We start from the raw sequence: 24,824 nt of genomic DNA on the forward strand, positions 1-24,824 counted from the left end.
AACAACTGTAGGCCAACAAGTGTTGACACGCCATGCCGAACCGCCCTACATTTGCCAACAAGCGTTGACCAACACCCGTTGGCACCAGGAGGCAGGCATGACCGGCACAGGCATGACCAGCACGGACACCACCCACAACCCGGGCGACCCGGGCGGCTCGGACACGGAGACCGACGTCCTCGTGGTCGGAGCGGGGCCCACCGGACTGCTGCTCGCAGGCGACCTCGCGTCCGCCGGCGTCCGCGTCACCCTCATCGAGCGCCGCCCGCACGGGACCAGCACCATGACGCGCGCCTTCGGCGTGCACGCCAGGACGCTGGAGGCCCTGGACGCCCGCGGCCTCGCGGACGAACTGCTGGAGAAGGGGAAGAAGATCGCGCGGATGCGCCTCTTCGGCCGGGTCTCCCTCGACCTGGGCGAGCTGCGCTCCCGCTTCCCCTTCATCCTCATCGCCCCGCAGTACGAGGTGGAGAAGCTCCTGGAGCGGCGGGCCGTGAGCGCGGGCGCCGACTTCCGGTACGACACCGTGCTGCACGGACTGCGCCAGGACGGGAACGGCGTCACCGCCGAGGTCACGGCCGCCGACGGGACCCGCACCACGCTCCGCGCCCGTTACCTCGTGGGGGCGGACGGCGTGCGCAGCACCGTCCGCGGCAACCTCGGCCTGCCGTTCCCGGGCGATGCGGTCATCCGCTCCATGGTGCTCGCCGACGTCCGGCTCACCGAGGAGCCGGAGAGCCTGGTCGCGGTCGACGGCTCGGGCGACGCCTTCGCCTTCATCGTCCCGTTCGGCGACGGCTGGTACCGGGTCATGGGCTGGAACCGGCGGGTCCAGGTCCCCGACACCGAACCGGTGGACCTCGACGAACTGCGCTCCATCGCCCGCGCCGCCCTCGGCTCCGACTTCGGCATGCACGACCCGCGCTGGATCTCCCGCTTCCACAGCGACGAGCGTCAGGTCCCGGCGTACCGCACGGGGCGGGTCTTCCTGGCCGGGGACGCCGCCCACGTCCACTCGCCGGCCGGCGGCCAGGGCATGAACACCGGCCTCCAGGACGCCGCCAACCTCTCCTGGAAGCTGGCCGCGGTCCTGAAGAGCGAGGCTCCGGACCCGGAGGGCCTGCTCGACAGCTACCAGCGTGAACGGCACCCGGTCGGCGCCATGGTGCTGCGCAGCAGTGGCACTCTCATCCGCCTCGCCATGGCGCACAACCCGCTTCGGCGGACCCTGCGCACCCTCGCCACCAGCCTTCTGGACGCCGCTCGCCCCGCGCGCACGAGGGTGATGGGCATGATCACCGGCATCGGGATCGCGTACGGCGCACCGCGCGGCGCCCACCGCCTCACGGGCCGGCGCGCACCGGACCTCGTCCTCGCCGAGGGCCGCCTGTACGAGCTGCTGCGCAAGGGCTCGTTCGTCCTGGTCACCCCCGCGGGCACGGCTCCGGCCGCTCCCGAGATCGCCGCCGCGCCGGGCGCCGTCATACGGGCGACGTGGGCCAACCCGACACGCCGCGACGCCCTGCTGGTCCGACCCGACGGCTACGTCGCCTGGGCTCAGTCGAGCACGTGGCGCAGGTAGGCCCGCGGGTCCGCCAGGTAGCGGCGCCAGTGGTCGACGAGCGTCAGCTCGTCCCACGCCACCCGGCGCATGCCGTGTTCGCCCACCTCGATGATGTCCGCGCCCGGCAGGGCGGTGAGCAGCGGTGAGTGCGTCGCGCACACCACCTGACCGCCCCGCCGGACCAACTGGTCCAGGTGGCCGAGCAGTTCGAGACAGGAGGTGAACGACAGCGCGGCCTCGGGCTCGTCCATCACGTACAGCCCGGGCTGGAGGAACTTGCCCCGGAACGCCGCGAGGAAGCCCTCACCATGACTGACGAGGTCCGGCGCGAAGCCCTCGCGGTCCAGCGCGTCCAGCGCCGTCTCGGCCCGCAGGAAGAACCCCTTCCGGGCGGACCGGCTGCCCATCATGCGCCGCCCGCGGGGCGTCGCGGCGTCGAACCGTATGCGCTCGCCCAGGACGGACTTGCCGCGCTGCGTGGCGTACCGCCAGTCGTGGGAGCCGCCCCAGGAGTCCAGGCCGAAGCCCTCGGCGAGGGCCTCGACGAGCGTCGACTTGCCGGAGCCGTTCTCGCCGACCAGGAACGTCACGGGCGCGGTGAAGCGCAACCCCTCCTCCAGGAGCAGCCGCACGCAGGGCACGGACCAGGGCCACTCCCGTTCGTCATAGGAGGCCATATGGGCGTACGCACGTTCGACGATCATGGGGCGAGTGTCCCCAAAGGCCGCACCGGGAGGCAAATACCCCGGGCCCGCACCGCACCGGGCCGCGCCCGCGCCCGCACCCGCGCCTGTCAGAAGGCGTACGCGTCCCCGGTCGCCGGCACGAGCACCTGGTGCTGGTCGTTGCTCGGATCCCGGTCGGTCGCCCCGCCGTTCCAGGCGGTCGCGACGGACACGGTCACCTCCGAGGGCGTGCCCGCGGTCCGCAGGTACAGCCGGGTCTCGTGCAGCGAACCGTCCGCCGGGAGCGGCCCCGTGGTGCACAGCACCTCGCGGTCGCCGACCCGGACACAGCCCTGCGGCAGCTTCTGCCCGACCGCCGACGGGGGCACCGAGAGCCCGATCCGTACCGTCGCGTCCTCGAGGCCCGACGGCCCGTGATTGCGGCTCAGCACCAGCACCTCCAGCCGGTCGCCCGCCAGGGAGGCATACCCGTGGTGGGCCACATCGGCCTCGGGCGCCACCATCCCGGGCGCCACCGCCTCGGGGACCACCGTCTCGGGGGCCACCGCCCCGGACTTCACCGCCTCGGGCGCGACCACCCCCGGGGAAGCGGCTCCGGCGCCTCCGCCCGCACCCACGACCGTCGCCACCGCGACGGACACCGCCAGAACGGCCTTGCACATGGCAAACATGTCCTGAAGATACCGTTTTCATACCCTTACCCCCCGTGCAGCCACGCGGGCCATGGGAGGCTGACCGCATGCTTGTCGCCCGTTCCGCCGCACTCTTCGTCCTCGCCGCACTCTGCGAGATCGGCGGCGCCTGGCTCGTCTGGCAGGGCCTCCGTGAGGACCGGGGCTGGATCTGGATGGGCGCGGGCGTGCTCGCCCTGGGCGCCTACGGGTTCGTGGCCACCGTCCAGCCGGAGGGCGAGTTCGGCCGCATCCTCGCCGCGTACGGAGGTGTCTTCGTCGCCGGTTCGATCGCCTGGGGCATGGTCGCCGACGGCTACCGGCCCGACCGCTGGGACATCGCGGGCGCCCTCATCTGCCTGGCCGGCATGGCTGTGATCATGTACGCCCCCCGCGACCGCTGAACCCGCCTAAGCTGGCCGCAGACCACCGCCTCGAACACCTGCGTGAGGAGCCCCGCTCATGACCGCCGCCCTCCCCGTCGCCGTCGTCACCGGAGCGAGCAGCGGCATCGGCGCCGCAACGGCGCGCCGACTGGCCGAGGCCGGCCACCACGTCGTGCTCACGGCCCGCCGCAAGGACCGCGTCGAGGCCCTCGCGGCCGAGCTGACGGCCGCCGGTCACCAGGCCACCGCCCACGCCCTCGATGTCACCGACCGCCCGGCCGTGGACGCCTTCGCCGAGTCGCTCGACCGCTGCGACGTCCTCGTCAACAACGCGGGCGGCGCGCTCGGCGCCGACCCCGTGGCCACCGGCGACCCCGACGACTGGCGTCGTATGTACGAGGTCAACGTGATCGGCACGCTCCACATGACGCAGGCGCTGCTCCCGGCGCTCACCGCCAGCGGCGCCGGCACGGTCGTGGTGGTCTCCTCCACCGCCGGCCACGCCACCTACGAGGGCGGCGCGGGCTACGTGGCCGCCAAGAACGGCGCCCGCGTGCTCGCCGAGACCCTGCGCCTGGAGATCGTCGGCACACCGGTCCGGGTCATCGAGATCGCGCCCGGCATGGTGAAGACCGAGGAGTTCGCCGCCACCCGTTTCCGCGGCGACACGGAGAAGGCGGCGAAGGTCTACGCGGGCGTGGCCGAGCCGCTCACCGCCGACGACGTCGCCGACACGGTGACCTGGGCGGTCACCCGCCCGGCCCATGTGAACATCGACCTCCTGGTCGTCCGCCCCCGCGCCCAGGCCTCCAACACCAAGGTCCACCGGGAGCTGTGAGGGCACCCCTGCCCCGCCGGCCGCCGAGAGACCGGCGGCCGGCGGCCGGGCGGGAGTCGGCGGCGAGGCGGCTGCGGGCCGCCGGGAGGCAGCCGGCCGCCCGCGGCCGGCAAGCGCTCAGCCCTTCACACAGACGACCTGCTTGAGCTTCGCGACGACCTCCACCAGGTCGCGCTGCTGGTCGATGACCTTCTCGATCGGCTTGTACGCGCCCGGGATCTCGTCCACGACGCCGGAGTCCTTACGGCACTCCACGCCCCGCGTCTGCTCCTCCAGGTCCCGCGTGGAGAACCGGCGCTTGGCGGCGTTCCGGCTCATCTTCCGCCCGGCGCCGTGCGAGGCGGAGTTGAAGGACTTCTCGTTGCCGAGGCCCTTCACGATGTACGAGCCGGTGCCCATCGAGCCAGGGATGATCCCGTAGTCGCCGCTGCCCGCCCGGATCGCGCCCTTCCTGGTGACCAGCAGGTCCATGCCGTCGTAGCGCTCCTCCGCCACATAGTTGTGGTGGCAGGAGATCTCGCGCTCGAAGCTCACCCCGGCCTTCTTGAACTCCTTGCGGACCACGTCCTTGAGGAGCCCCATCATGATCGCCCGGTTGAACTTCGCGTACTCCTGGGCCCAGAAGAGGTCGTGCCGGTAGGCCGCCATCTGGGGCGTGTCCGCGACGAACACGGCCAGGTCCCGGTCGACCAAACCCTGGTTGTGAGGCAGGCCCTGGGCGACACCGATGTGGTGGTCGGCCAGTTCCTTGCCGATGTTCCGGGAGCCGGAGTGCAGCATGAGCCACACCGAGCCGGTCGTGTCGAGGCAGACCTCGACGAAGTGGTTGCCGGAGCCGAGCGTGCCCATCTGCTTCGTGGCCCGCTCCTGACGGAACCGGACCGCCTCCGCGACGCCGTCGAACCTCTCCCACAGGCTGTCCCAGGCGGCCGCCGGGAAGCCGTGGAACCGCGCCGGGTCCACCAGTTCGCCGTGCATGCCGCGGCCCACCGGGATCGCCTGCTCGATCTTCGTGCGCAGCCGCGACAGGTCGCCCGGGAGGTCGTTGGCCGTCAGCGACGTCCGGACGGCCGACATGCCGCAGCCGATGTCCACACCGACCGCCGCCGGGCACACCGCGCCCTGCATGGCGATGACCGAACCGACCGTGGCGCCCTTGCCGTAGTGGACGTCCGGCATCACGGCCAGGCCCTTGATCCACGGCAGGGTCGCCACGTTGCGCAGCTGCTGCATCGCGGACCCCTCGACCGTGGACGGGTCCGTCCACATCCTGATCGGGACCTTCGCCCCGGGTACCTCTACATACGACATAAGTCCTCGGATCCCCCGATAAGCCTGAAAACGCAAAAACCGGTGCCCATGCCCGCGAAAGCGACAGCGGACCGGCAGCAACAGCGGCGCGTGCGATACACATTGTGTCCACCGGCCGCCGATCACCGGCAAGCTGTTTTCACCGTGACCACAGGGCGAACCACAGGGAAAGGAGCCCGGGACGTGCAGCGACGGGCCTACGCACCCGGCCTGGCCGTGCTCCTCGCGGCGATCACCACCACCCTCGGGGGATGCAGCGCCGGCTCCGGCACGGACAGCTCCGACCTCGACGCCAAGTCGGGTACGGCGGACGCCGCCGCCGCGCCCCCGGGCCGCTACCGCACCCTGTACGAGCCGTGCGGCTCGGTGTCCCGCTCCCGGCTCCAGGAGCTGTTGCCGGGCACCGCCGACCTGCCGCCCGAGCAGCGCGACCGCGTGCTGCGCGGCACCGCCGCCGTCACGTACGACACCGACCGCCGCGCGGGCTGCAGCTGGAAGGCCGACGGCCCGGACGCCTCACACCACCTCATGCTCGACTTCGAGCGGGTCGTCTCCTACGACTCCACGGTCAGCGACGACGACCGCGCGCAGGAGGTGTACGCCGGCAAGGCGGCCGACGCCGGCCTCTCCGGGCTCGCCTCCCCCACGACGGCCCCCGGCACCCCGACCGCGCCCTCCGGCCAGCTGCCCCAGACGGTCGCCCCCTCGCCCGGCACGGCCGCGCCGTCCACCGGCACCGCCGGCCCCAAGGCGACCGCCTCCCCCACCCGCCAGGGGCTGGAGTCGCGCCTGCTGACCGGGCTCGGGGACGCGGCGTTCATCGACGACGTCCTCGCGGCGGCCGGTCCCGCGGCCCAGGAGCGCACCGTCAGCGTGGTGTTCCGCACATCGAATGTGATCGTGACCGTCCGGTACGGCGCCCAGCCGAGCCGTGTCGGGGAGGTTCCGGACAGTAAGGAACTGCAGGACAAGGCGCAGGAACTGGCCCGCGCGCTGGCCGAGCGCTTCGACGAGTGACCCCGTCCGGCGCCCCCGTCGGCCGGCCGCCGCGACCGGCCCCGATCCGGCCGGCGGCGCCCAGGCGTACGCCGAGTCGGGCTACCGTGGCCCCGGCCGGACCCGTACGACCGACAAGCGACAGACAGAGCGACTGAAGGAACCATGCACCGATCAGCCCCGCGTCTCACCCGCATACTCGCCTGCGCCGCCGTCCCGGTGATGCTCGTCGCCGCCGGCTGCTCGTCGGACTCCGACAGCTCGGGCGGGTCCACGTCGGCCCCGTCCGCCGCGGCCGGCTCCGCGGCGCCGTCGGCCTCCGCCGCGCCCAGGCCGAGCGTCGCGCCGCCGAAGTACACGGACCTGCCCGACGCCTGCAAGGCCATCGTGACCAAGACGGTGGAAGAGCTGGTCCCCGAGGTGAAGAAGAAGTCCGGTACGCCGGGCAAGTCCTCCGACATGGCCAGCCGCGGCAGCTGCTCCTGGAACGGCCTGGACGACCAGGGCGTCGACGGCTCGGACTACCGCTGGCTCGACATCTCGCTGGTGCGCTTCGACTCCGAGCAGGCACTCGGCAGCGGCGAGCAGCGCGCGCAGGAGAAGTACACGGAGAAGGTCGCCGAGGTGAAGGCGACCGAGGGCGCCACCGATCTGCGCAACTCGGGCGCCCCCGGCGTCGGCAACGAGGCGACGGCCGTGAGCTACGCCCTGAAGAAGACCGACTCGAAGTTCCGTTACGCGGTGATCGTGACCCGCACGGAGAACGTCGTCATCACCATCTCGTACAACGGCACCGGCTACGCGGGCGCGGAGCCGCCGGCCGCCGCGGACATGATGGAGGGCACGGTGAAGGCCGCCAAGGAGGCGGTCGCCGCCGTGGCGTCGGCCAACAAGTAAGCCCCGCACACCGGTCCGGCCTCCCCCTGGGGGCCGGACCGCCGAGGCATGTGCCAGGCTGTGCCCCCGAGATGTCGAGTACGGGAGGGGATCGCGGGTGGCCGCGATGCAGCTGACGCGGATGCACCGCGTGTTGATCGGTGTCGTCGTCGCCGGTGCGGTGGTCATCGCCGGTATCGGTTTCGCGGGTTCGTACGCGGCCGTACGGGAACTTGCCGAGAAGAAAGGTTTCGGCACCTTCTCGTACTTCTTCCCCATCGGCATCGACGCGGGCATCTGCGTGCTGCTCGCGCTCGACCTGCTGCTGACCTGGATCCGCATCCCCTTCCCGGTGCTGCGCCAGACGGCCTGGCTGCTCACCGCGGCGACCATCGCGTTCAACGGCGCCGCGGCCTGGCCCGACCCGCTCGGCGTCGGCATGCACGCCGTCATCCCGGTCCTCTTCGTCGTCGCCGTCGAAGCGGCCCGCCACGCCGTGGGCCGCATCGCCGACATCACGGCCGACAAGCACATGGAAGGCGTGCGCCTCACCCGCTGGCTGCTCTCGCCCGTACCGACCTTCCGGCTCTGGCGACGCATGAAGCTGTGGGAACTGCGCTCCTACGAGCAGGTCATCAAGCTGGAACAGGACCGGCTCATCTACCAGGCCCGCCTCCAGGCCCGGTTCGGCCGCTCCTGGCGCCGCAAGGCACCCGTCGAATCCCTGATGCCCCTGCGCCTGGCCAAATACGGCGTACCCCTCGCCGAAACAGCCCCGGCCGGACTGGCCGCCGCCGGCATCGAACCCGTCCTGCTCCCCCCGAACCCCCAGCCGGTCGAGGAGGCGGCACCCGTGGCCGCGGTCGTGGCCGCAGCCCCGGTGGCGGAGCTGCCGCAGGTGGCGACCCCGGAACAGCCCCGGCCGCGGCCCCGGCCCGCGCAGGCCGAGGACGGGTCCCCGGAGCCTGCCCCGGAGGACGCCGAGCCGGTGCCCGCAGTGGCCCGGCCCGTACCCGCCGAGCAGCCCGTACAGCAGCTCCCCCAGGACGAGTACGCGCAGCCGCAGCCCGTGCCCGCCACCCACGAGAGCCCCTGGTTCGCGGCGCCCAAGCTGCCCTCCGACGAGGCCTACACGGGCACCTACGACCCGGCGTACGCCGAGGCCCAGCAGGCCGCCCAGGCGGCGTACGCCGAGGCGCAGCACGCGCCCCAGCAGGCCCAGGACGCCCAGGACGCCCAAGAGGCCCAGGAGACGTACGAGTTCGGCGAGCTGGCCTACAAGGTGTTCCGGACGTACGTCGAGCAGAACAGCGACTGGCCGAGCGCGGACGTCCTCGACATACACCTCGCGGACGTCTACAACGTCCACCACCCGCGCAGCGCCGCCCTGCTGCGCCGGCTGCTGCCCGACTTCAAGAACCGCTACCAGGCGGAGCTGGAGGCCGAGCACATCGCCTGACGGCCCGCCGGCGGCTCAGCCGGCCGCGGCGGCCCGCTTCCGCTCCTTCACCTTGGCCGTCTCGCCGTACACCGCGATCGCCGCTCCGACGAGCGCGATGACGGCGTAACCGGCTGTGGGGATGTCCACCCACCGGTGGAACGCGCTCCACGGCTTCTCGCCGAAGATCCTCCCCGCCACTCCGAGCGTGCCCTGCACGCCGACCACCCAACCGATGAGAGCCACGATCTGCTTCATGGCTCCACGGTCTCGTGCGGGACGGCCGGTTTCCTCGTGCGCACGGGCGAACTCCCGGTCATCCGAAGGATGCAGGGACGGCCGAAGGGCCTCGCCCCGCTGATGGGGTGAGGCCCTTCGGCACGGCGTTCGGCGTCAGGCGCCCAGCAGCTTGCGCACCCGGTCGGCACCGACCGCGAGGAGCAGCGTGGGCAGGCGCGGCCCGGTGTCCCGGCTGACGAGGAGGCGGTAGAGCAGCGCGAAGAACGTGCGCTGCGCGACCTTCAGCTCCGGCGTCGGCTTGGCCTCCGGGTCCAGCCCGGCCATCACCTTCGGCACGCCGTAGACGAGCGTGGTGAGCCCGTCCAGCGACCAGTGCGTGTCCAGGCCCTCCAGGAGCAGCCGCAGCGACTCGCGGCCCTCGTCGTCGAGGGAGCCCAGCAGCTCCGTGTCGGGCTCGTCACGGACGATGGTGCGGGCGTCGGCCGGGACCTGGGTGGTGATCCAGTTCTCGGCGCGGTCGAGCCGCGGCCGCACCTCGTCGAGCGAGCCGAGCGGGTTGGCCGGGTCCAGCTCGCTGAGGATCCGCAGCGTCTGCTCGTCGTGGCCCGCGGTGATGTCGACGACCGAGGCGAGCGTCCGGTACGGCAGCGGGCGCGGCGTGCGCGGCAGCTCACCGGCGGCCGTGCGGACCGCCCGGGAGTGGGCGGCGGCGTCGGCGGGCAGCACCGTGCCGTCGGCGACCTTGGCCTCCAGCTTGTCCCACTCGTCGTAGAGCCGCTGGATCTCCTGGTCGAAGGCGATCTTGAAGGACTGGTTCGGCTTGCGGCGGGCGTAGAGCCAGCGCAGCAGCGGCGCCTCCATGATCTTCAGGGCGTCGGCCGGGGTGGGCACGCCGCCCTTGGAGGAGGACATCTTGGCCATGCCGGAGATGCCCACGAAGGCGTACATGGGGCCGATCGGCTGGACGCCGTCGAAGACCTCGCGGACGATCTGGCCACCGACGACGAACGAGGAGCCGGGCGAGGAGTGGTCGACGCCGCTGGGTTCGAAGATCACGCCCTCGTACGCCCAGCGCATCGGCCAGTCGACCTTCCAGACCAGCTTGCCGCGGTCGAACTCGCTGAGCCGGACCGTCTCCGAGAAGCCGCAGACACAGCCGTACGCCATCTCGGTCGTCTCGTCGTCGTACGACGTGACGGTGGTCAGGTCGCGCTCGCAGTTCCCGCAGTACGGCTTGTACGGGAAGTAGCCGCCGGCGCCGCCGGAGCCGTCGTCCTCGCTGGCCGCGCCGGAACCCTCGGCGGCCTCCAGCTCGGCCTCGTCGACCGGCTTCTGCTGCTTCTGCTGGACCTTGGCCTTGGGCTGGCCGGTGGCCTTGTCCTTGGTGCGGTACCGGTCGAGGATCGCGTCGATCTCGCCGCGGTGCTTCATCGCGTGCAGGATCTGCTCGCGGTAGACACCGCTCGTGTACTGCTCCGTCTGGCTGATGCCGTCGTACTCGACGCCGAGCTCGGCCAGCGACTGGGTCATCGCGGCCTTGAAGTGCTCCGCCCAGTTCGGGTACGCCGAGCCGGCCGGGGCCGGGACGGACGTCAGCGGCTTGCCGATGTGCTCGGCCCAGGACTCGTCGACGCCCGCGACGCCGGCCGGCACCTTGCGGTAGCGGTCGTAGTCGTCCCAGGAGATCAGGTGCCGCACCTCGTACCCGCGGCGGCGGATCTCGTCGGCGACCAGGTGCGGGGTCATGACCTCGCGGAGGTTGCCGAGGTGGATGGGGCCGGACGGGGAGAGGCCGGAGGCGACCACGACCGGTTTGCCAGGCGCACGTCGCTCCGACTCGGCGATGACCTCGTCCGCGAAACGGGAGACCCAGTCGGTCTCGGTGCTGCTCTGAGCCACGATCGGCACGTCCTTGGTTTCTCTGATGGGGGTTACGAAGGGGTGGCACTGGGGTTGCCCCCGGCCATTCTCCCAGACGGAACAACCACCCCGGAGGTTGTCCACAGGCGAGGAAACCGGCGAGGAAACAGCTGGGGAGCGGGTGGGGGACGGGTGGGAAGCAGGCAGTGGGGCAGACGCGGGCAGGCGCGGGACACATCGGCGGAAAGCACGCCCGGCGGCCGCGGGCCGCGGCGGAAACCCGCTTGCCGACCCGTGGGACACTTGACGGACGAACCCTGCGTGCGGCCGTCACCACGCCTCGCGCACAGATCCCCGACACAGGAACGGAAGCTCATGGCCTCGGTCCCTTCCCTCGCTTCGACCGTGCAGCAGCGCCTCGCGGACGCCCTCTCGGCAGCCCTGCCGGAGGCCGGTGCCGCCGACCCGCTGCTGCGACGAAGCGACCGGGCGGACTTCCAGGCCAACGGCATCCTGGCGCTGGCGAAGAAGCTCAAGGGCAACCCGCGGGAGCTGGCCACGAAGGTCGTCGACGCGCTCGGCGACACGAAGGGCGTGCTGAAGGACGTCGAGGTCTCGGGCCCCGGCTTCCTGAACATCACGATCGGCGACCGCGCGATCACGGAGACGCTCGATGCCCGCGCGGCCGACGAGCGGCTGGGCGTGCCGTACGCGGAGAAGCCCGGCACGACCGTCATCGACTACGCGCAGCCGAACGTGGCGAAGGAGATGCACGTCGGTCACCTGCGGTCCGCGGTGATCGGTGACGCGATGGTGCAGATCCTGGAGTTCGCCGGCGAGAAGGTCATCCGGCGCCACCACATCGGCGACTGGGGCACCCAGTTCGGCATGCTCATCCAGTACCTGGTGGAGCACCCGCACGAGCTGGACCACCGGTCCGGCACGGACGACACGGCCGTCTCCGGTGAGGAGGCCATGTCGAACCTGAACCGGCTCTACAAGGCGTCGCGCGCCCTGTTCGACTCCGACGAGGAGTTCAAGGCCCGCTCGCGGGACCGGGTGGTGCTCCTGCAGTCCGGCGACGACGAGACGCTGAAGATGTGGCAGCGGTTCGTCGACGAGTCGAAGATCTACTTCTACTCGGTCTTCAACAAGCTGGACATGGAGATCCACGACCCGGACGTCGTCGGCGAGTCGGGCTACAACGACATGCTCGACGAGACGTGCCGGCTGCTGGAGGAGTCCGGCGTCGCCGTGCGCTCCGAGGGCGCCCTGTGCGTGTTCTTCGACGACGTGAAGGGCCCGGACGGCAACCCGGTGCCGCTGATCGTGCGGAAGTCCAACGGCGGCTACGGCTACGCGGCGACCGACCTGTCCGCGATCCGCGACCGCGTGCAGAACCTGGGCGCCGACACCCTGCTGTACGTGGTGGACGCACGGCAGTCGCTGCACTTCCGGATGGTCTTCGAGACCGCGCGCCGGGCCGGCTGGCTGAACGACGACGTCAAGGCGGTCCAGCTGGCGTTCGGCACGGTCCTCGGCAAGGACGGCAAGCCGTTCAAGACCCGTGAGGGCGAGACGGTCCGGCTGGTGGACCTGCTGGACGAGGCGATCGAGCGGGCCTCGGCCGTGGTCCGCGAGAAGGCCGAGACCCTCCCCGAGGGCGACCGGCTCACCGAGGAGGAGATCGCCGAGCGCGGCGCCCAGGTCGGCATCGGCGCGATCAAGTACGCCGACCTGTCGACGTCCGCGTCCCGCGACTACAAGTTCGACCTGGACCAGATGGTGTCGCTGAACGGTGACACGTCGGTGTACCTCCAGTACGCGTACGCGCGGATCCGGTCGATCATCCGGAAGTCGGGTGACGCCGAGCCGGTCGCGCACCCGGAGCTGGAGCTGGCCCCGGCCGAGCGCGCGCTGGGCCTGCACCTGGACCAGTTCGGCGAGGCGCTCGCGGAGGTCGCCGCCTCCTACGAGCCGCACAAGCTGGCCGCGTACCTGTACCAGCTGGCGTCGCTGCTGACGACGTTCTACGACAAGTGCCCGGTGCTGAAGGCGGAGACTCCGGAGCAGGTCGAGAACCGGCTGTTCCTGGTGGACCTCACCGCCCGTACGCTGCGCCAGGGCATGGCGCTGCTGGGCATCCGGACGCCCGAGCGTCTCTGACACCCGAGCACCTCTGACGCCCCGGGGGCGGCGGTCCACCGCCGCCCCCGGTCCAGTTCGGCCCCTCGTGCGGATGCGGGCGCACCCAGCGTGAGCGGTGCCCGGCGACCACTCGGCGAGCGGGTGCCCGGCGCCCTCAGATCAGCGGATGCGAGGGCTTGCCCTTCGCCTCGTCGATCTCCGTGTGGGCCTTCTGCAGCAGCTGTGTGGCGATGTCCATCAGGGCGCGCGCCCCCGCGATCTCCTCGCCGACCCGCAGCTGGTCCGCGTCGGACGGGTGGCGCTGGGCCTGCCCGTGGCCGCGCACCTCGCTGCCGTCACCGAGCCGCACGAGAGCGGCCGACTTGGTGCGGTTGCCCTCCTCCTGGAACTCCATGTCGACGTGCCATCCCACGAGTGTGTGCATACGGATCACCTCCGGTGGTTCCTTCTCCAGAGTGCTCCGGCAGAGCCGGGTTCGCCCGTTCGGCGCAGCATCCCGCCGCGGGCCCGGCCGGTCCGCATGACTTACCTTCTGGTGCGCAGCTGACGAATTAGTCGGTACTTGTGGCCCCTCCTCCCTCCGACAAGGATCGATTGCGAGCCGATCTCCGGCATCGATTCCCACGTTCCATGGAGAAGGAGCACACCCATGCCCGATTCCAAGACCCCTGTGACCGTGCTGGGCCTCGGCATGATGGGCACCGCCCTCGCCTCGGCCCTGCTGCGGGCGGGTCACCCCGTCACCGTCTGGAACCGCTCCGCCGCCAGGACCGGTCCCCTCGTGGCGCAGGGCGCCCGGCCGGCCGACAGCCCGGCGGACGCCGTCGCCGCGAGCCCGCTGGTCGTCGTGTGCCTCCTGGCCAACGACAACGTGGCGGACGTCCTCGACGCGCTCGGCGACCGGATCTCCGGCCGCACGCTGGTCAACCTCACCAACGGCACCCCCGCCCAGGCCCGCGAGCTGGCCGCCCGGGCCGCCGAGCAGGGCGCCTCGTACCTCGACGGCGGCATCATGGCCGTCCCGCAGATGATCGCCGGCCCGCACGCGTACGTCCTCTACAGCGGCGACGAGAAGGCCTACGAGACCCACCGCGACACCCTCGCGGTGTTCGGCGGCACCCGCTGGACGGGCACGGACCCGGGCCTGGCGGCGCTGTACGACCTGTCGCTGCTGACGGGGATGTACGGGATGGTCATCGGCGTCATGCAGGCGTACGCGCTCGTACGTACCGAGGGCATCGGGGCGGAGGACTTCTCCGAGCTGCTGGTGCCGTGGGTGACGGCGATGCTGGCCGGCGCCCCCGAGTGGGGACGGGCCGTGGACTCCGGGCGGCACCTGACGGACGTGTCGAGCATGGCGGTCAACCACGCCGCGTTCCCGAACTTCCTGGCCACCTTCCGCGACCAGGGCGTCAGCGGAGAACTCTTCGCACCGTTCCAGGCGATCCTGGACCGCGCGATGGAACAGGGGCACGCGGCGGACGGCCTGTCTCGCATCGCCGATCTGCTCAAACTTGACCACCAGAACGCCTGAGTCCCCCGCCACCGCGCAACCTCCCCCGCGTTCCACCTGTTCTCCCTCCGGATCCCCACTCCGGAGAGGACACACAACCGATGAGCACCCAGCCCACGCAGGCCCTGCCGCGGACCGTCACCGCCGCCGCCCTCGCCGCCGCCCTGGCGATGTGCGGCCCGTCGACCGCGAAGGCCGACGACGGGGACGGCGGCAAGGGCGGCTGGCACCAGGACGGGCTGCACCTGAACGCCGCCGACAACGCGAAGGTCGACGCCTTCATCGCCGACGCGCGCGACGCCGAGCGCTCCATCAGCCCGCAGGTCAGGGCGGCGGCCTGGCTCACGGACGCCGAGCTGGTCGGCTTCGGCAACCGCCTGAAGTCGCCGGACTCCCTCAAGCGCAAGGTCGCCACCTCCCTGCGGGAGACGCCCGGCCGGAGCGTCGAGGCGGCGCTCGCCACCATTAACGACGCCGTCCGGTACACGCTCCAATGGCCCGACGGCAGCTACACGGCGGGCGTGGCCGCCGCGTCCTCGCACCTGGCCTCCTGGGGCAACGACAGCATCCGCTGGAAGAACACCTGGGGAAACACCTACGGCTACAAGGCGGTCAATTCGGCCTGGCGGGCGCCCCGTTCGGGGATGCGGTTCGAGATCCAGTTCCACACGCCGGCGAGCAAGTGGGCGCAGGAGGAGACCCACAAACTGTACGAGGAGCAGCGGCTCCCCACGACGTCGCCGGAGCGGAAGAAGGAGCTCCAGGAGCAGCAGAACGCCATCTTCGCGTCCGTGCCCGTCCCCGAGGGCGCCGATCGCCTCACGGCCCCGGGCACCCTCCCGCGACCGGTTCCGGCGGGCGCTCCCGCGAACGCGAACGGCTGACAGCGGCCCGGGGCGCCGCCTAGGCTCGCACACATGCGCTATGCGGACGGCCCGACCGTGACCTGTGAGACCTCCATCGAGGCCCCTCCGGCATCTGTGTGGGGGCTCGTGACCGACATCGGCCTCCCGGCCCGGCTCAGCCCGGAGCTCCAGCGCGCCGAATGGCTCGACGGGGCGCGGGGCCTAGCCGTGGGGGCCCGCTTCGAGGGCCGCAACCACCACGAGTTGCTCGGCGACTGGCGCACGCACGCGTGCGTCACGGAGCTGGTCGAGGAGCGGGTGTTCGCCTGGGCCGTCGTCGACCCGGACGACCGGTTCGGCGGCGGCGAGCCGGACTGGGCGCACCCGCTGGCCTCGTGGCGCTTCGAGCTGGCCCCGCGGGACGGCGGCACCGTACTGCGCCAGTCGGCCCGGATCGGCCCCGCCCGGTCCGGCGTCAGCCTGGCCGTCGACCGGGCGCCGGACCGCGAGGAGGCCATCGTGGCGATGCGCCTCGGCGAGCTGCGTACCAACATCGAGGCGACACTGCGCGGGATCAAGTCCCTTGCGGAGACGGGCGAGCAGGCCTGATTGTCAGTGGCGCCGCCTAGGGTCGACGCATGGTCATCAACCCGAACGCCCTGGGCCTCGGCCTGCCGCCCGGCACCCTGCGCGTCCAGCCGTCCTACTGGTACGCCGACGAGCCCGCGCGGCCCGACACGTGGAGCCGCCTGCTGCCCGCCCGGGAGGCGGCGGGACTCCAGCCGGTGCTGCTCACCGAGCGGCAGCACCTCTTCGTCGACCAGGTGGCCGACGCCGACGACCTCGACCCCGTGGCGACCCTCACGGACCTGTGGGCGTACGTCCAGCCGGAGGAGGAAGACGACGACGCCCACCTGGAGACGGCGCCGTTCACACGCACGTGGCCGGGTCTGGCCGCGCCGGGCGAGCAGGACGGCGATCCGGACGAGCGGGCCGCTCTCCTGGCTCTCGAACTCGCCCAGGACGACAAGTACTTCAAGGGCTCCCGTGCCGCGCTCGTCCCGGCCCGGTGCAGCGCGGACATCCCGGCCGCCCTGGGCTGGAGCGGCGCCTGCAACCACACCGATGCCGTCGCGCTCTCCACGGTGCTGCGTTCGTGGGAGGACCGGTTCGGGATACGGGTCGTGGGCCTGGGCGCCGACGTGATGTCCCTCTCGGTCGCGGCCCCGCCGCGCACCATGGAGCACGCCCTCGCCGTGGCAGCCGAGCACCACGCGTTCTGCCCGGACAACGTCTGGCAGGGCACCGAATCGCTGGCGGAGTACGCAGCGGAGGCGGTGCTCGGCCAGCGCGAGTGGTGGTTCTGGTGGGACTGACCTGACCCCACGTCCTGCGGTCCGGCTGTCATCCGTACGCACTCCGGCGGGAGTTAGAAGGGTTGGAGAGGCGCCACTCCGACCTGTTCGACATCGCCGGCCACTCAGGAGCAATGGATGAAGAAGTACGTGCTGATCGCCGCCACGGCCGTCACCGCATCGGTGATGGCGGCGGCACCCGCCGTGGCGCACGTGGCGCCGGTCGAGAGGGGCGCGGCGGCCGCCGCGGCCGAGCCGGCGGCGCCGATACGGATCGTGGCGCCCGGCGAGCGGGTGCACGCGGCGGCCGGGGTGCGGCTGTGGCTGACCGAGGAGGGCAAGCACTGGTCGACGCCGGACGGCGGGGAGAACTTCCGCAGCGTCGTCGACGGCAACCTCGACATGAGCCGGCCCGGCATCAGCCACCAGTCGGAAGGCCTGGGTGAGAAGCGGGAGTTCCACTCGGGCGTCTACTACGGCACCAAGGACGCGGCCAGGGCCGAGCTGACCGACCGCGACGGCCGGACGACGGCCGTCCGGTTCGTTCAGCTGCCCGGCGGCCCGGGCTGGGGCGCGTGGTACATCACCACGCCGCGCACGGAGGGCGGACACTCCATCACGCTCTACGACAGCCGGGGCAGGGTCCTCGCCGAGCTGCCCCGCTTCGACTTCTGAGCCACCCCCCGTACCCGCGGGTGGGGCCCGGCACGGGGCGGGCCCCACCCGCGGTCCACCAGCCGACCACACCCTCGCGAGGACCGTCACCGTGGAGCAGCAGTCCGCCACCGCATTCGCCGAGTTCGCCACGGCGGCCTGGCCGCGCCTGGTGCGCACGGCCCACCTGCTCACCGGCGACTTCCACGAGGCGGAGGACCTGGTGCAGACGACCCTGGCCAAGGTGTACGCGCGCTGGCAGCGCATCCCCCGTGACGAGGTGGACCGCTACGTCCGCCGCTCCCTCGTGAACAACAACCTCAGCCGGCTGCGAAGACGGCGAGTGGTGCACCTGCTGACGCCGTTACTGCCGGACTCCCCCCGGCACGCGCACACCGGCCACGCCGAGGCCGTCGAGCAGCGGGCCACCCTCGTCAGGGCCCTGGCGGACCTGTCCGCCCGCCAGCGCACCGTCATGGTGCTGCGCTACTGGGAGGACCTGAGCGAGCAGGAGATCGCCGCCGTGCTGAACTGCTCGATCGGCACGGTCAAGACCCACGCCCGCCGTGGCCTGGAGGCGCTGCGCGCCCACCCCGTACTCGCCCCACGCTCCCCCGCCCCCTCCGGAGCCACCCCATGACCCCCCAGCCCGAGGAGCGAAGCCTCCACGACGCCTTCGCCGAAGCCGCCCACGACATCACCCCGGGGCCGGTCCCCCTGGCGGCTGTCGAGCGCGCGGGCCGCACCCGTCGGCGCCGTCGGTCGACCGCGCTGGCCCTCGGCTCGGCACTGCTCGTGACGGCCGTCGCCGTCACGGCCGTACGCGCGTTCACCCCGCGGCAAGGGGTGTCGCTGGCCGTCCCGGCCGTCACGGCGCACACCGCGCGGCCGACGGGCCCCACGCCCGCTCCGCCCGCGAAACCGCCGACCGTCGTCCAGCCCGGCCAGCGCCTCACCCCCGCCCCCGGCGTGCAGTTGTGGCTGACGCCGGAGGGCAAGCACTGGTCGACGCCGGACGGCGGGGAGAACTTCCGCAGCGTCACCGACGGCAACCTGAAGACCGCCGAACCGGGCCTGAGCCACCAGTCGGAGGGCGCGGCGGGCGGCGTCTTCCACTCCGGCGTGTACTACGGCACCAGGAAGGCCGCCCGCATCGTCTTCACCACCCGAACGAGCAGCACCACGGCCACGCTCGTCGAACTCCCCGGCAACCCGGGCTGGGGCGCCTGGTACATCAGCACTCCGCCGAGTACGCAGGACGCCGCCATCACCCTCTACGACGCCACCGGCAAGGTCCTGGCCGCATTGCCGGGAGGGCCCCCCTAGGGCAGGCCCTAGCGGCCCAGTCGCCGGGCGACCTCCGTCGCCCAGTACGTCAGGATCATCTGGGCGCCGGCCCGCTTGATGCCGGTCAGCGACTCCAGGATGGCCTTGTCGCGCTCGATCCACCCCTTCTCGGCGGCGGCCTCGATCATCGCGTACTCGCCGCTGATCTGGTACGCGGCCACGGGGACGTCCACGGCGTCCGCGACCCTGGCGAGGACGTCGAGGTAGGGCCCGGCCGGCTTGACCATCACCATGTCGGCGCCCTCCTCCAGGTCGAGGGCCAGCTCCCGCATCGACTCGCGGACGTTCGCGGAGTCCTGCTGGTACGTCTTGCGGTCACCGCGCAGGGAGGAGCCGACGGCCTCGCGGAACGGGCCGTAGAAGGCGGAGGCGTACTTCGCGGTGTACGCGAGGATCGACACGTCCTCCTTGCCGATCGTGTCCAGCGCGTCGCGCACCACGCCGACCTGGCCGTCCATCATGCCGCTGGGGCCCACCACATGGACGCCCGCGTCGGCCTGGACCTGCGCCATCTCGGCGTACCGCTCCAGCGTGGCGTCGTTGTCGACGCGGCCGTCCGCGTCGAGGACGCCGCAGTGGCCGTGGTCGGTGTACTCGTCCAGGCACAGGTCGGACATGACGACCAGCTCGTCCCCGACCTCGGCCCGCACGTCCCGGATCGCGACCTGGAGGATGCCGTCCGGGTCGGTGCCGGCGGTGCCGGCGGCGTCCTTCTTCGCCTCTTCCGGCACGCCGAACAGCATGATGCCGGAGACGCCCGCCTCGACCGCCTCCACGGCGGCCTTCCGCAGCGTGTCCCGCGTGTGCTGCACGACCCCGGGCATGGCCCCGATCGGCACGGGCTCGTCGACGCCCTCCCGTACGAACGCCGGGAGGATCAGGTCGGCAGGGTGCAGCCGCGTCTCCGCGACCATGCGCCGCATCGTGGGCGTCGTACGCAGCCGCCGCGGCCGCGCACCGGGGAAGGATCCGTACACAGTCATGCAGCCACGCTACGCCGCACCGGGGCCCGCAATTGCCGACACCCTGTCGGGCTGGGGCGCAACGCAGGACCGCCGGGGTGCGTACACACCCCGGCGGCCGCGCTCAGCACCTGCCGGCCCACCGCCCGCAGGGCGAACCGTTACGTCGTCGTCCGGCGCCGGCGCGCGCCGGGCCGCCGCTCGCTGGGCCGGGTGACCGGGTCACCGGCCTCCACCGCCGCGGCACGCCGCCGGGCGCCGAACTCCGCCAGCGCCTCCGCCAGCTTCGTCACGGACGGCTCCGGCGACAGGACGTCCACCCGCAGCCCGTGCTCCTCGGCGGTCTTGGCCGTGGCGGGCCCGATGCAGGCGATCACCGTCACGTTGTGCGGCTTGCCCGCGATGCCGACCAGGTTCCGCACGGTCGACGACGAGGTGAACAGCACCGCGTCGAAGCCGCCGCCCTTGATGGCCTCACGGGTCTCGGCCGGCGGCGGCGAGGCACGCACGGTCCGGTACGCCGTGACGTCGTCGACCTCCCAGCCCAGCTCGATGAGGCCCGCGACCAGCGTCTCGGTCGCGATGTCGGCACGCGGCAGGAAGACGCGGTCGATCGGGTCGAACACCGGGTCGTACGGCGGCCAGTCCTCCAGCAGCCCGGCCGCGGACTGCTCGCCGCTCGGCACGAGGTCCGGCTTCACACCGAACTCGATCAGGGCCTTCGCGGTCTGCTCGCCCACCGCCGCGACCTTGATCCCGGCGAAGGCGCGGGCGTCGAGCCCGTACTCCTCGAACTTCTCCCGGACCGCCTTGACGGCGTTGACCGAGGTGAAGGCGATCCACTCGTACCGGCCCGTCACCAGGCCCTTGACCGCGCGCTCCATCTGCTGCGGGGTGCGCGGCGGCTCGACCGCGATGGTCGGGACCTCGTGGGGCACGGCACCGTACGACCGGAGCTGGTCGGAGAGCGACGCCGCCTGCTCCTTGGTGCGCGGCACGAGGACCTTCCAGCCGAACAGCGGCTTGGACTCGAACCACGCGAGCTGGTCGCGCTGGGCGGCGGCGCTGCGCTCACCGACCACGGCTATGACGGGCTGGTGGCCCTCGGGCGAGGGCAGCACCTTCGCCTGCTTGAGCACCTGGGCGATGGAGCCGAGGGTCGCCGTCCAGGTCCGCTGGCGGGTGGTCGTCCCGCCGGCGGTGACGGTCATCGGGGTGTCCGGCTTGCGGCCGGCCGCGACCAGTTCACCGGCGGCCGCGGCGACGGAGTCCAGGGTCGTGGACACCACCACCGTGCCGTCCGACGCGCCCACCTCCGTCCAGCAGCGGTCGCTCGCGGTGCGCGCGTCGACGAACCGCACGTCGGCGCCCTCCGCGTCCCGCAGCGGCACACCGGCGTACGCGGGCACGCCGACGGCGGTCGCGACACCGGGCACGACCTCGAACGGGATGCCCTCGGCGGCGCACGCGAGCATCTCCGCGCCCGCGTTGCCGTCGAGCCCCGGGTCGCCGCTCAGCGCACGCACCACCCGCTTGCCGCCGCGCGCGGCCTCCATGACAAGATTGGTCGCATCCCTCAACACGGGAACCCCGGCGGTCATTGACGCATCGTCAACGACTGCCAGTTCAGGCGTGCTCACGCCCGCCCGTGCATGGCCGCGTACGACGTCGAGCACATCGGGCTCGGCGATCAGTACGTCCGCGCCTGCCAGCGCCTCCACGGCGCGCAGTGTCAGCAGTCCCGGATCACCGGGTCCGGCGCCGAGGAAGGTGACGTGGCCGCACGCGGCGAACGCCGAGGAAGCCTTGGATGCAGTGGTGGGGCTCAAAGTGCTCGCTCCCCCATAAGACCGGCCGCGCCCTTGGCGAGCATCTCGACCGCGAGTTCGCGACCGAGGGCCACCGCGTCGTCGTGCGACGTGGGTACGGGACCGGTGGTGGACAACTGCACCAGCGAGGAGCCGTCGGTCGTGCCGACGACGCCGCGCAGGCGCATCTCATGAACATCCCGCTCACCCGGGAGCACATCGGCCAGCGCGCCCACGGGGGCGGAGCAGCCTGCCTCGAGGGCGGCGAGCAGGGACCGCTCGGCGGTCACGGCTGCCCGCGTGTGCGCGTCGTCGAGCTGCGCGAGCGTGGCGACGAGCGCGGCATCGGCGGCCGGGCACTCGATCGCCAGGGCGCCCTGGCCGGGAGCGGGCAGGACGGTGTCGACCGACAGGAAGTCGGTGACCTCGTCGCTCCGGCCGATGCGGTTCAGACCGGCCGCGGCGAGAACCACCGCGTCCAGCTCCCCGCTGCGTACATAGCCGATACGGGTATCGACGTTCCCCCGGATGGGCACGGTCTCGATCCGCAGACCGTGGCTCCGTGCGTACGCGTTCAACTGCGCCATGCGGCGCGGCGAGCCGGTGCCCACGCGGGCCCCGGCCGGCAGCCGGTCGAGGGTCAGACCGTCGCGGGCGACCAGCACGTCGCGCGGGTCCTCGCGCCGCGGGATCGCCGCGAGCGCCAGCTCGGCGGGCTGCGCCGTGGGCAGGTCCTTCAGCGAGTGCACGGCGAAGTCGACCTCGCCGGCGAGCAGCGCGTCGCGCAGGGCGGTGACGAAGACGCCGGTGCCGCCGATCTGCGCGAGGTGCTCACGGGAGGTGTCCCCGTACGTGGTGATCTCCACCAGCTCCACGGGCCGCCCGGTCAGCTGCCGAACCGCCTCGGCGACGTGCCCGGACTGGGCCATGGCGAGCTTGCTGCGCCTGGTCCCCAGCCTCAATGCCCTCTGGGTGCTCTGGGCCCTCTCGGTCATACTCGCCCTCGGTTCTTGACGTCTGCGTCATTCAGGTCGGCCCGCGAGACGGCGGCGACCGTCTCCGGGTCGAGGTCGAAGAGTGTGCGCAGCGCGTCGGCGTACCCGGCGCCGCCGGGCTCGCTCGCGAGCTGCTTGACCCGCACGGTCGGCGCGTGGAGCAGCTTGTCGACGACGCGGCGCACGGTCTGGGTGATCTCGGCGCGGTGCTTGTCGTCGAGTCCGGGCAGTCGGCCCTCCAGCCGGGCCATCTCGCTCGCCACGACGTCGGCGGCCATGGTGCGCAGGGCGACGACGGTGGGCGTGATGTGCGCGGCGCGCTGGGCGGCGCCGAACGCGGCGACCTCGTCGGAGACGATGCCGCGCACCCGGTCGACGTCGGCGGCCATGGGCGCGTCGGCGGAGGCCTCGGCGAGCGACTCGATGTCGACGAGCCGTACGTTGACCATGCGGTGGACGGCGGCGTCGATGTCCCGCGGCATGGCCAGGTCGAGCAGCGCGAGCGGCGCCGTGCGGCCGATCATGGCGGTCTCGACCGCCTGACCGGTCAGGACGAGGCCCGTGGCGCCGGTGCAGGACACGACGACGTCGGCGGCGGCCAGTTCGGTGCCGACGGCAACCATCTCGACCGCCCGTGCGGCGACGCCGGTCCCACCGGGCTCGGTGAGGATCTGGACGAGGCGCCGGGCGCGCTCCATGGTCCTGTTGGCGATGACGATCTCGTCCACGCCCGCGCGGGCGAGGGTCGCGGCGGCCAGCGAGGACATGGAGCCGGCGCCGATGACGAGGGCGCGCTTGCCCTTGGCCCAGGTCTCCACGTCGGTGCCGACCGCGAGCTGTTCGAGGCCGAAGGTGACCAGGGACTGGCCGGCGCGGTCGATGCCCGTCTCGCTGTGGGCGCGCTTGCCGACCCGCAGGGCCTGCTGGAACAGGTCGTTCAGCAGCCGGCCCGCGGTGTGCAGCTCCTGGGCGCGTGCGAGGGCGTCCTTGATCTGGCCGAGGATCTGGCCCTCGCCGACGACCATGGAGTCCAGGCCGCAGGCCACCGAGAACAGGTGGTGGACCGCCCGGTCCTCGTAGTGCACGTAGAGATAGGGGGTCAGCTCTTCCAGGCCCACGCCGCTGTGCTGGGCGAGCAGCGTGGACAGCTCGGCGACACCGGCGTGGAACTTGTCCACGTCGGCGTACAGCTCGATGCGGTTGCAGGTGGCCAGCAGGGTCGCCTCGACGGCCGGCTCGGCGGCGAGGGTGTCCTGGAGGAGCTTGATCTGGGTGTCGGGGTCGAGGGAGGCCCGCTCGAGCACGCTGACGGGTGCGCTGCGGTGGCTCAGGCCGACGACGAGGAGGCTCATGCCGGCATCACGGCGGGCAGGTCCCCGTCCGGTCCCTTCGGGCCGCCGGCGGCCGGGGCGGCGGCGCCCCGCACGGCGGCGGTCTGCGGTACGACGGCTTCGCCGACGCCGGGCTCCTCGCCGGCCTTGCGCTGCTCGTGGAAGGCGAGGATCTGCAGCTCGATGGAGAGGTCGACCTTGCGGACGTCGACGCCGTCGGGCACGGACAGGACGGTCGGCGCGAAGTTCAGGATCGAGGTGACGCCGGCGGCGACGAGCCGGTCGCAGACCTGCTGGGCGGCGCCCGCCGGGGTGGCGATGACGCCGATGGAGACGCCGTTCTCCTCGATGATCTTCTCGAGGTCGTCGATGTGCTGGACCGCGATGCCCGCGACCGGCTTGCCCACCATGGCCGGGTCGGCGTCGATCAGCGCGGCGACCCGGAAGCCACGGGAGGCGAAGCCGCCGTAGTTGGCGAGGGCCGCGCCGAGGTTACCGATACCGACCATGACGATCGGCCAGTCCTGGGTCAGGCCCAGCTCGCGGGAGATCTGGTAGACGAGGTACTCGACGTCGTAGCCCACACCGCGGGTGCCGTACGAGCCCAGGTAGCTGAAGTCCTTGCGCAGCTTGGCGGAGTTGACCCCGGCGGCCGCGGCGAGCTCCTCGGACGAGACCGTGGGGACCGAGCGCTCCGACAGTGCGGTGAGCGCCCGCAGATACAGCGGAAGCCTGGCGACGGTGGCCTCGGGGATGCCTCGGCTACGAGTCGCCGGTCGGTGAGTTCGGCCAGTTGCCACGGTGCTCCTGCGGGATGAGCGGGGCTGCGGGCGGCCCGTCCCGAGACCGCCCCGTCGACAGCAGGCTATGTCTTTGTGAACGCGTGCACAAAGATGATGTCCGCTTTGTCCGCGCAAAGTGACCGGGGTCACGCGGGCCGATCGCGCCATCGTGGAACCGTGGGGCGGTCTGCCGCGTTGATGATCCGAAGGGCGCAATT

General features: G+C 72.2%; 25 protein-coding genes. 14 read left to right on the forward strand and 11 right to left on the reverse strand.

Translation table 11 applies throughout. From position 1 onward, the window contains the following. The first annotated feature begins 97 nt into the window (after positions 1-97). Positions 98-1,582, forward strand: coding sequence for an FAD-dependent oxidoreductase (locus ABEB09_RS13320; protein ID WP_345690107.1), 1,485 nt, complete (start codon positions 98-100; stop codon positions 1,580-1,582). On the opposite strand, the gene ABEB09_RS13325 is transcribed toward ABEB09_RS13320, so the two are convergent. Then, on the reverse strand, positions 1,558-2,268 hold the full coding sequence (locus ABEB09_RS13325) for an AAA family ATPase (RefSeq protein ID WP_345690108.1): 711 nt from the start codon (positions 2,266-2,268) through the stop codon (positions 1,558-1,560). The genes ABEB09_RS13320 and ABEB09_RS13325 overlap by 25 nt on opposite strands. A gap of 89 nt (positions 2,269-2,357) precedes the next feature. Then, a complete protein-coding gene (locus ABEB09_RS13330) occupies positions 2,358-2,921 on the reverse strand; it encodes a hypothetical protein (RefSeq protein WP_345690109.1) in 564 nt (187 codons plus the stop codon). 68 nt (positions 2,922-2,989) lie between these two features. Between ABEB09_RS13330 and ABEB09_RS13335 the strand changes: the two genes are divergently transcribed. Together ABEB09_RS13335 and ABEB09_RS13340 are read left to right on the forward strand one after the other, a co-directional pair. Next, the gene (locus tag ABEB09_RS13335) at positions 2,990-3,325 is read left to right on the forward strand and encodes a YnfA family protein (RefSeq protein ID WP_345690110.1); all 336 of its coding nucleotides are present in this window, start codon (positions 2,990-2,992) and stop codon (positions 3,323-3,325) included. A gap of 58 nt (positions 3,326-3,383) precedes the next feature. Further along, on the forward strand, positions 3,384-4,145 hold the full coding sequence (locus ABEB09_RS13340; protein WP_345690111.1) for an SDR family NAD(P)-dependent oxidoreductase: 762 nt from the start codon (positions 3,384-3,386) through the stop codon (positions 4,143-4,145). Positions 4,146-4,262: 117 nt separating this feature from the next. Here the strand turns inward: ABEB09_RS13340 and ABEB09_RS13345 are convergent, their stop codons facing one another. Continuing rightward, a complete protein-coding gene (locus tag ABEB09_RS13345) occupies positions 4,263-5,456 on the reverse strand; it encodes an RtcB family protein (protein ID WP_345690112.1) in 1,194 nt (397 codons plus the stop codon). Positions 5,457-5,639: 183 nt separating this feature from the next. Here ABEB09_RS13345 and ABEB09_RS13350 point away from each other — a divergent pair, with 183 nt between their 5' ends. The 3 genes from ABEB09_RS13350 to ABEB09_RS13360 all read left to right on the forward strand — a co-directional run bounded on the left by ABEB09_RS13350 (position 5,640) and on the right by ABEB09_RS13360 (position 8,787). After that, the gene (locus tag ABEB09_RS13350) at positions 5,640-6,473 is read left to right on the forward strand and encodes a DUF3558 domain-containing protein (RefSeq protein ID WP_345690113.1); all 834 of its coding nucleotides are present in this window, start codon (positions 5,640-5,642) and stop codon (positions 6,471-6,473) included. A gap of 144 nt (positions 6,474-6,617) precedes the next feature. Continuing rightward, complete coding sequence (locus ABEB09_RS13355; RefSeq protein ID WP_345690114.1) at positions 6,618-7,349, forward strand: DUF3558 domain-containing protein; 732 nt, start codon at positions 6,618-6,620, stop codon at positions 7,347-7,349. A gap of 97 nt (positions 7,350-7,446) precedes the next feature. Then, the gene (locus ABEB09_RS13360; RefSeq protein ID WP_380867850.1) at positions 7,447-8,787 is read left to right on the forward strand and encodes a DUF2637 domain-containing protein; all 1,341 of its coding nucleotides are present in this window, start codon (positions 7,447-7,449) and stop codon (positions 8,785-8,787) included. Positions 8,788-8,802: 15 nt separating this feature from the next. Here ABEB09_RS13360 and ABEB09_RS13365 read toward each other — a convergent pair whose 3' ends face one another. Then, the gene (locus tag ABEB09_RS13365; RefSeq protein WP_345690115.1) at positions 8,803-9,024 is read right to left on the reverse strand and encodes a hypothetical protein; all 222 of its coding nucleotides are present in this window, start codon (positions 9,022-9,024) and stop codon (positions 8,803-8,805) included. 135 nt (positions 9,025-9,159) lie between these two features. Next, a complete protein-coding gene (lysS, locus tag ABEB09_RS13370; RefSeq protein WP_345690116.1) occupies positions 9,160-10,914 on the reverse strand; it encodes a lysine--tRNA ligase in 1,755 nt (584 codons plus the stop codon). 327 nt (positions 10,915-11,241) lie between these two features. Between lysS and argS the strand changes: the two genes are divergently transcribed. Beyond that, the gene (gene argS, locus ABEB09_RS13375) at positions 11,242-13,032 is read left to right on the forward strand and encodes an arginine--tRNA ligase (RefSeq protein WP_345690117.1); all 1,791 of its coding nucleotides are present in this window, start codon (positions 11,242-11,244) and stop codon (positions 13,030-13,032) included. A 136-nt stretch (positions 13,033-13,168) separates the two neighbouring features. Here argS and ABEB09_RS13380 read toward each other — a convergent pair whose 3' ends face one another. Then, entirely contained in the window at positions 13,169-13,438 is a 270-nt protein-coding gene (locus tag ABEB09_RS13380) for a DUF1876 domain-containing protein (protein ID WP_345690118.1), read from the reverse strand. Positions 13,439-13,663: 225 nt separating this feature from the next. Between ABEB09_RS13380 and ABEB09_RS13385 the strand changes: the two genes are divergently transcribed. The 7 genes from ABEB09_RS13385 (at position 13,664) to ABEB09_RS13415 (ending at position 18,707) form a co-directional block, all read left to right on the forward strand. Continuing rightward, positions 13,664-14,548: an NAD(P)-dependent oxidoreductase gene (locus ABEB09_RS13385; RefSeq protein WP_345690119.1), complete on the forward strand. Its 885-nt coding sequence runs from the start codon at positions 13,664-13,666 to the stop codon at positions 14,546-14,548. An 80-nt stretch (positions 14,549-14,628) separates the two neighbouring features. Next, positions 14,629-15,411, forward strand: coding sequence for an ATP nucleotide 3'-pyrophosphokinase (locus ABEB09_RS13390; protein WP_345690120.1), 783 nt, complete (start codon positions 14,629-14,631; stop codon positions 15,409-15,411). Between the two features lie 33 nt (positions 15,412-15,444). Next, positions 15,445-15,981, forward strand: a complete 537-nt coding sequence (locus ABEB09_RS13395; protein ID WP_345690121.1) for an SRPBCC family protein — start codon at positions 15,445-15,447, stop codon at positions 15,979-15,981. Positions 15,982-16,010: 29 nt separating this feature from the next. Then, positions 16,011-16,748 (forward strand): DUF4253 domain-containing protein, encoded by a 738-nt coding sequence (locus ABEB09_RS13400; protein WP_345690122.1) that lies wholly within the window; start codon positions 16,011-16,013, stop codon positions 16,746-16,748. Positions 16,749-16,865: 117 nt separating this feature from the next. Beyond that, a complete protein-coding gene (locus ABEB09_RS13405; protein ID WP_345690123.1) occupies positions 16,866-17,402 on the forward strand; it encodes a hypothetical protein in 537 nt (178 codons plus the stop codon). Between the two features lie 91 nt (positions 17,403-17,493). Next, positions 17,494-18,021 (forward strand): SigE family RNA polymerase sigma factor, encoded by a 528-nt coding sequence (locus tag ABEB09_RS13410; RefSeq protein ID WP_345690124.1) that lies wholly within the window; start codon positions 17,494-17,496, stop codon positions 18,019-18,021. Further along, entirely contained in the window at positions 18,018-18,707 is a 690-nt protein-coding gene (locus ABEB09_RS13415; RefSeq protein WP_345690125.1) for a hypothetical protein, read from the forward strand. The genes ABEB09_RS13410 and ABEB09_RS13415 overlap by 4 nt, the downstream gene beginning before the upstream one ends. Positions 18,708-18,715: 8 nt before the next feature. On the opposite strand, the gene hemB is transcribed toward ABEB09_RS13415, so the two are convergent. From hemB to ABEB09_RS13440, 5 genes are all read right to left on the reverse strand, one after another. Beyond that, positions 18,716-19,711, reverse strand: coding sequence for a porphobilinogen synthase (gene hemB / locus ABEB09_RS13420; RefSeq protein ID WP_345690126.1), 996 nt, complete (start codon positions 19,709-19,711; stop codon positions 18,716-18,718). Positions 19,712-19,851: 140 nt separating this feature from the next. Continuing rightward, positions 19,852-21,519: a bifunctional uroporphyrinogen-III C-methyltransferase/uroporphyrinogen-III synthase gene (locus ABEB09_RS13425; RefSeq protein ID WP_345690127.1), complete on the reverse strand. Its 1,668-nt coding sequence runs from the start codon at positions 21,517-21,519 to the stop codon at positions 19,852-19,854. After that, the gene (gene hemC / locus ABEB09_RS13430; protein WP_345690128.1) at positions 21,516-22,493 is read right to left on the reverse strand and encodes a hydroxymethylbilane synthase; all 978 of its coding nucleotides are present in this window, start codon (positions 22,491-22,493) and stop codon (positions 21,516-21,518) included. Before hemC ends, ABEB09_RS13425 begins: the two co-directional genes overlap by 4 nt. After that, positions 22,490-23,845: a glutamyl-tRNA reductase gene (locus tag ABEB09_RS13435; RefSeq protein ID WP_345690129.1), complete on the reverse strand. Its 1,356-nt coding sequence runs from the start codon at positions 23,843-23,845 to the stop codon at positions 22,490-22,492. The genes hemC and ABEB09_RS13435 overlap by 4 nt, the downstream gene beginning before the upstream one ends. Next, positions 23,842-24,624 (reverse strand): redox-sensing transcriptional repressor Rex, encoded by a 783-nt coding sequence (locus ABEB09_RS13440; RefSeq protein ID WP_345690130.1) that lies wholly within the window; start codon positions 24,622-24,624, stop codon positions 23,842-23,844. Before ABEB09_RS13440 ends, ABEB09_RS13435 begins: the two co-directional genes overlap by 4 nt. Positions 24,625-24,824: the final 200 nt, after the last annotated feature.

It is taken from the genome of Streptomyces coeruleoprunus, from assembly GCF_039542925.1.
Lineage (GTDB): Bacteria > Actinomycetota > Actinomycetes > Streptomycetales > Streptomycetaceae > Streptomyces > Streptomyces coeruleoprunus.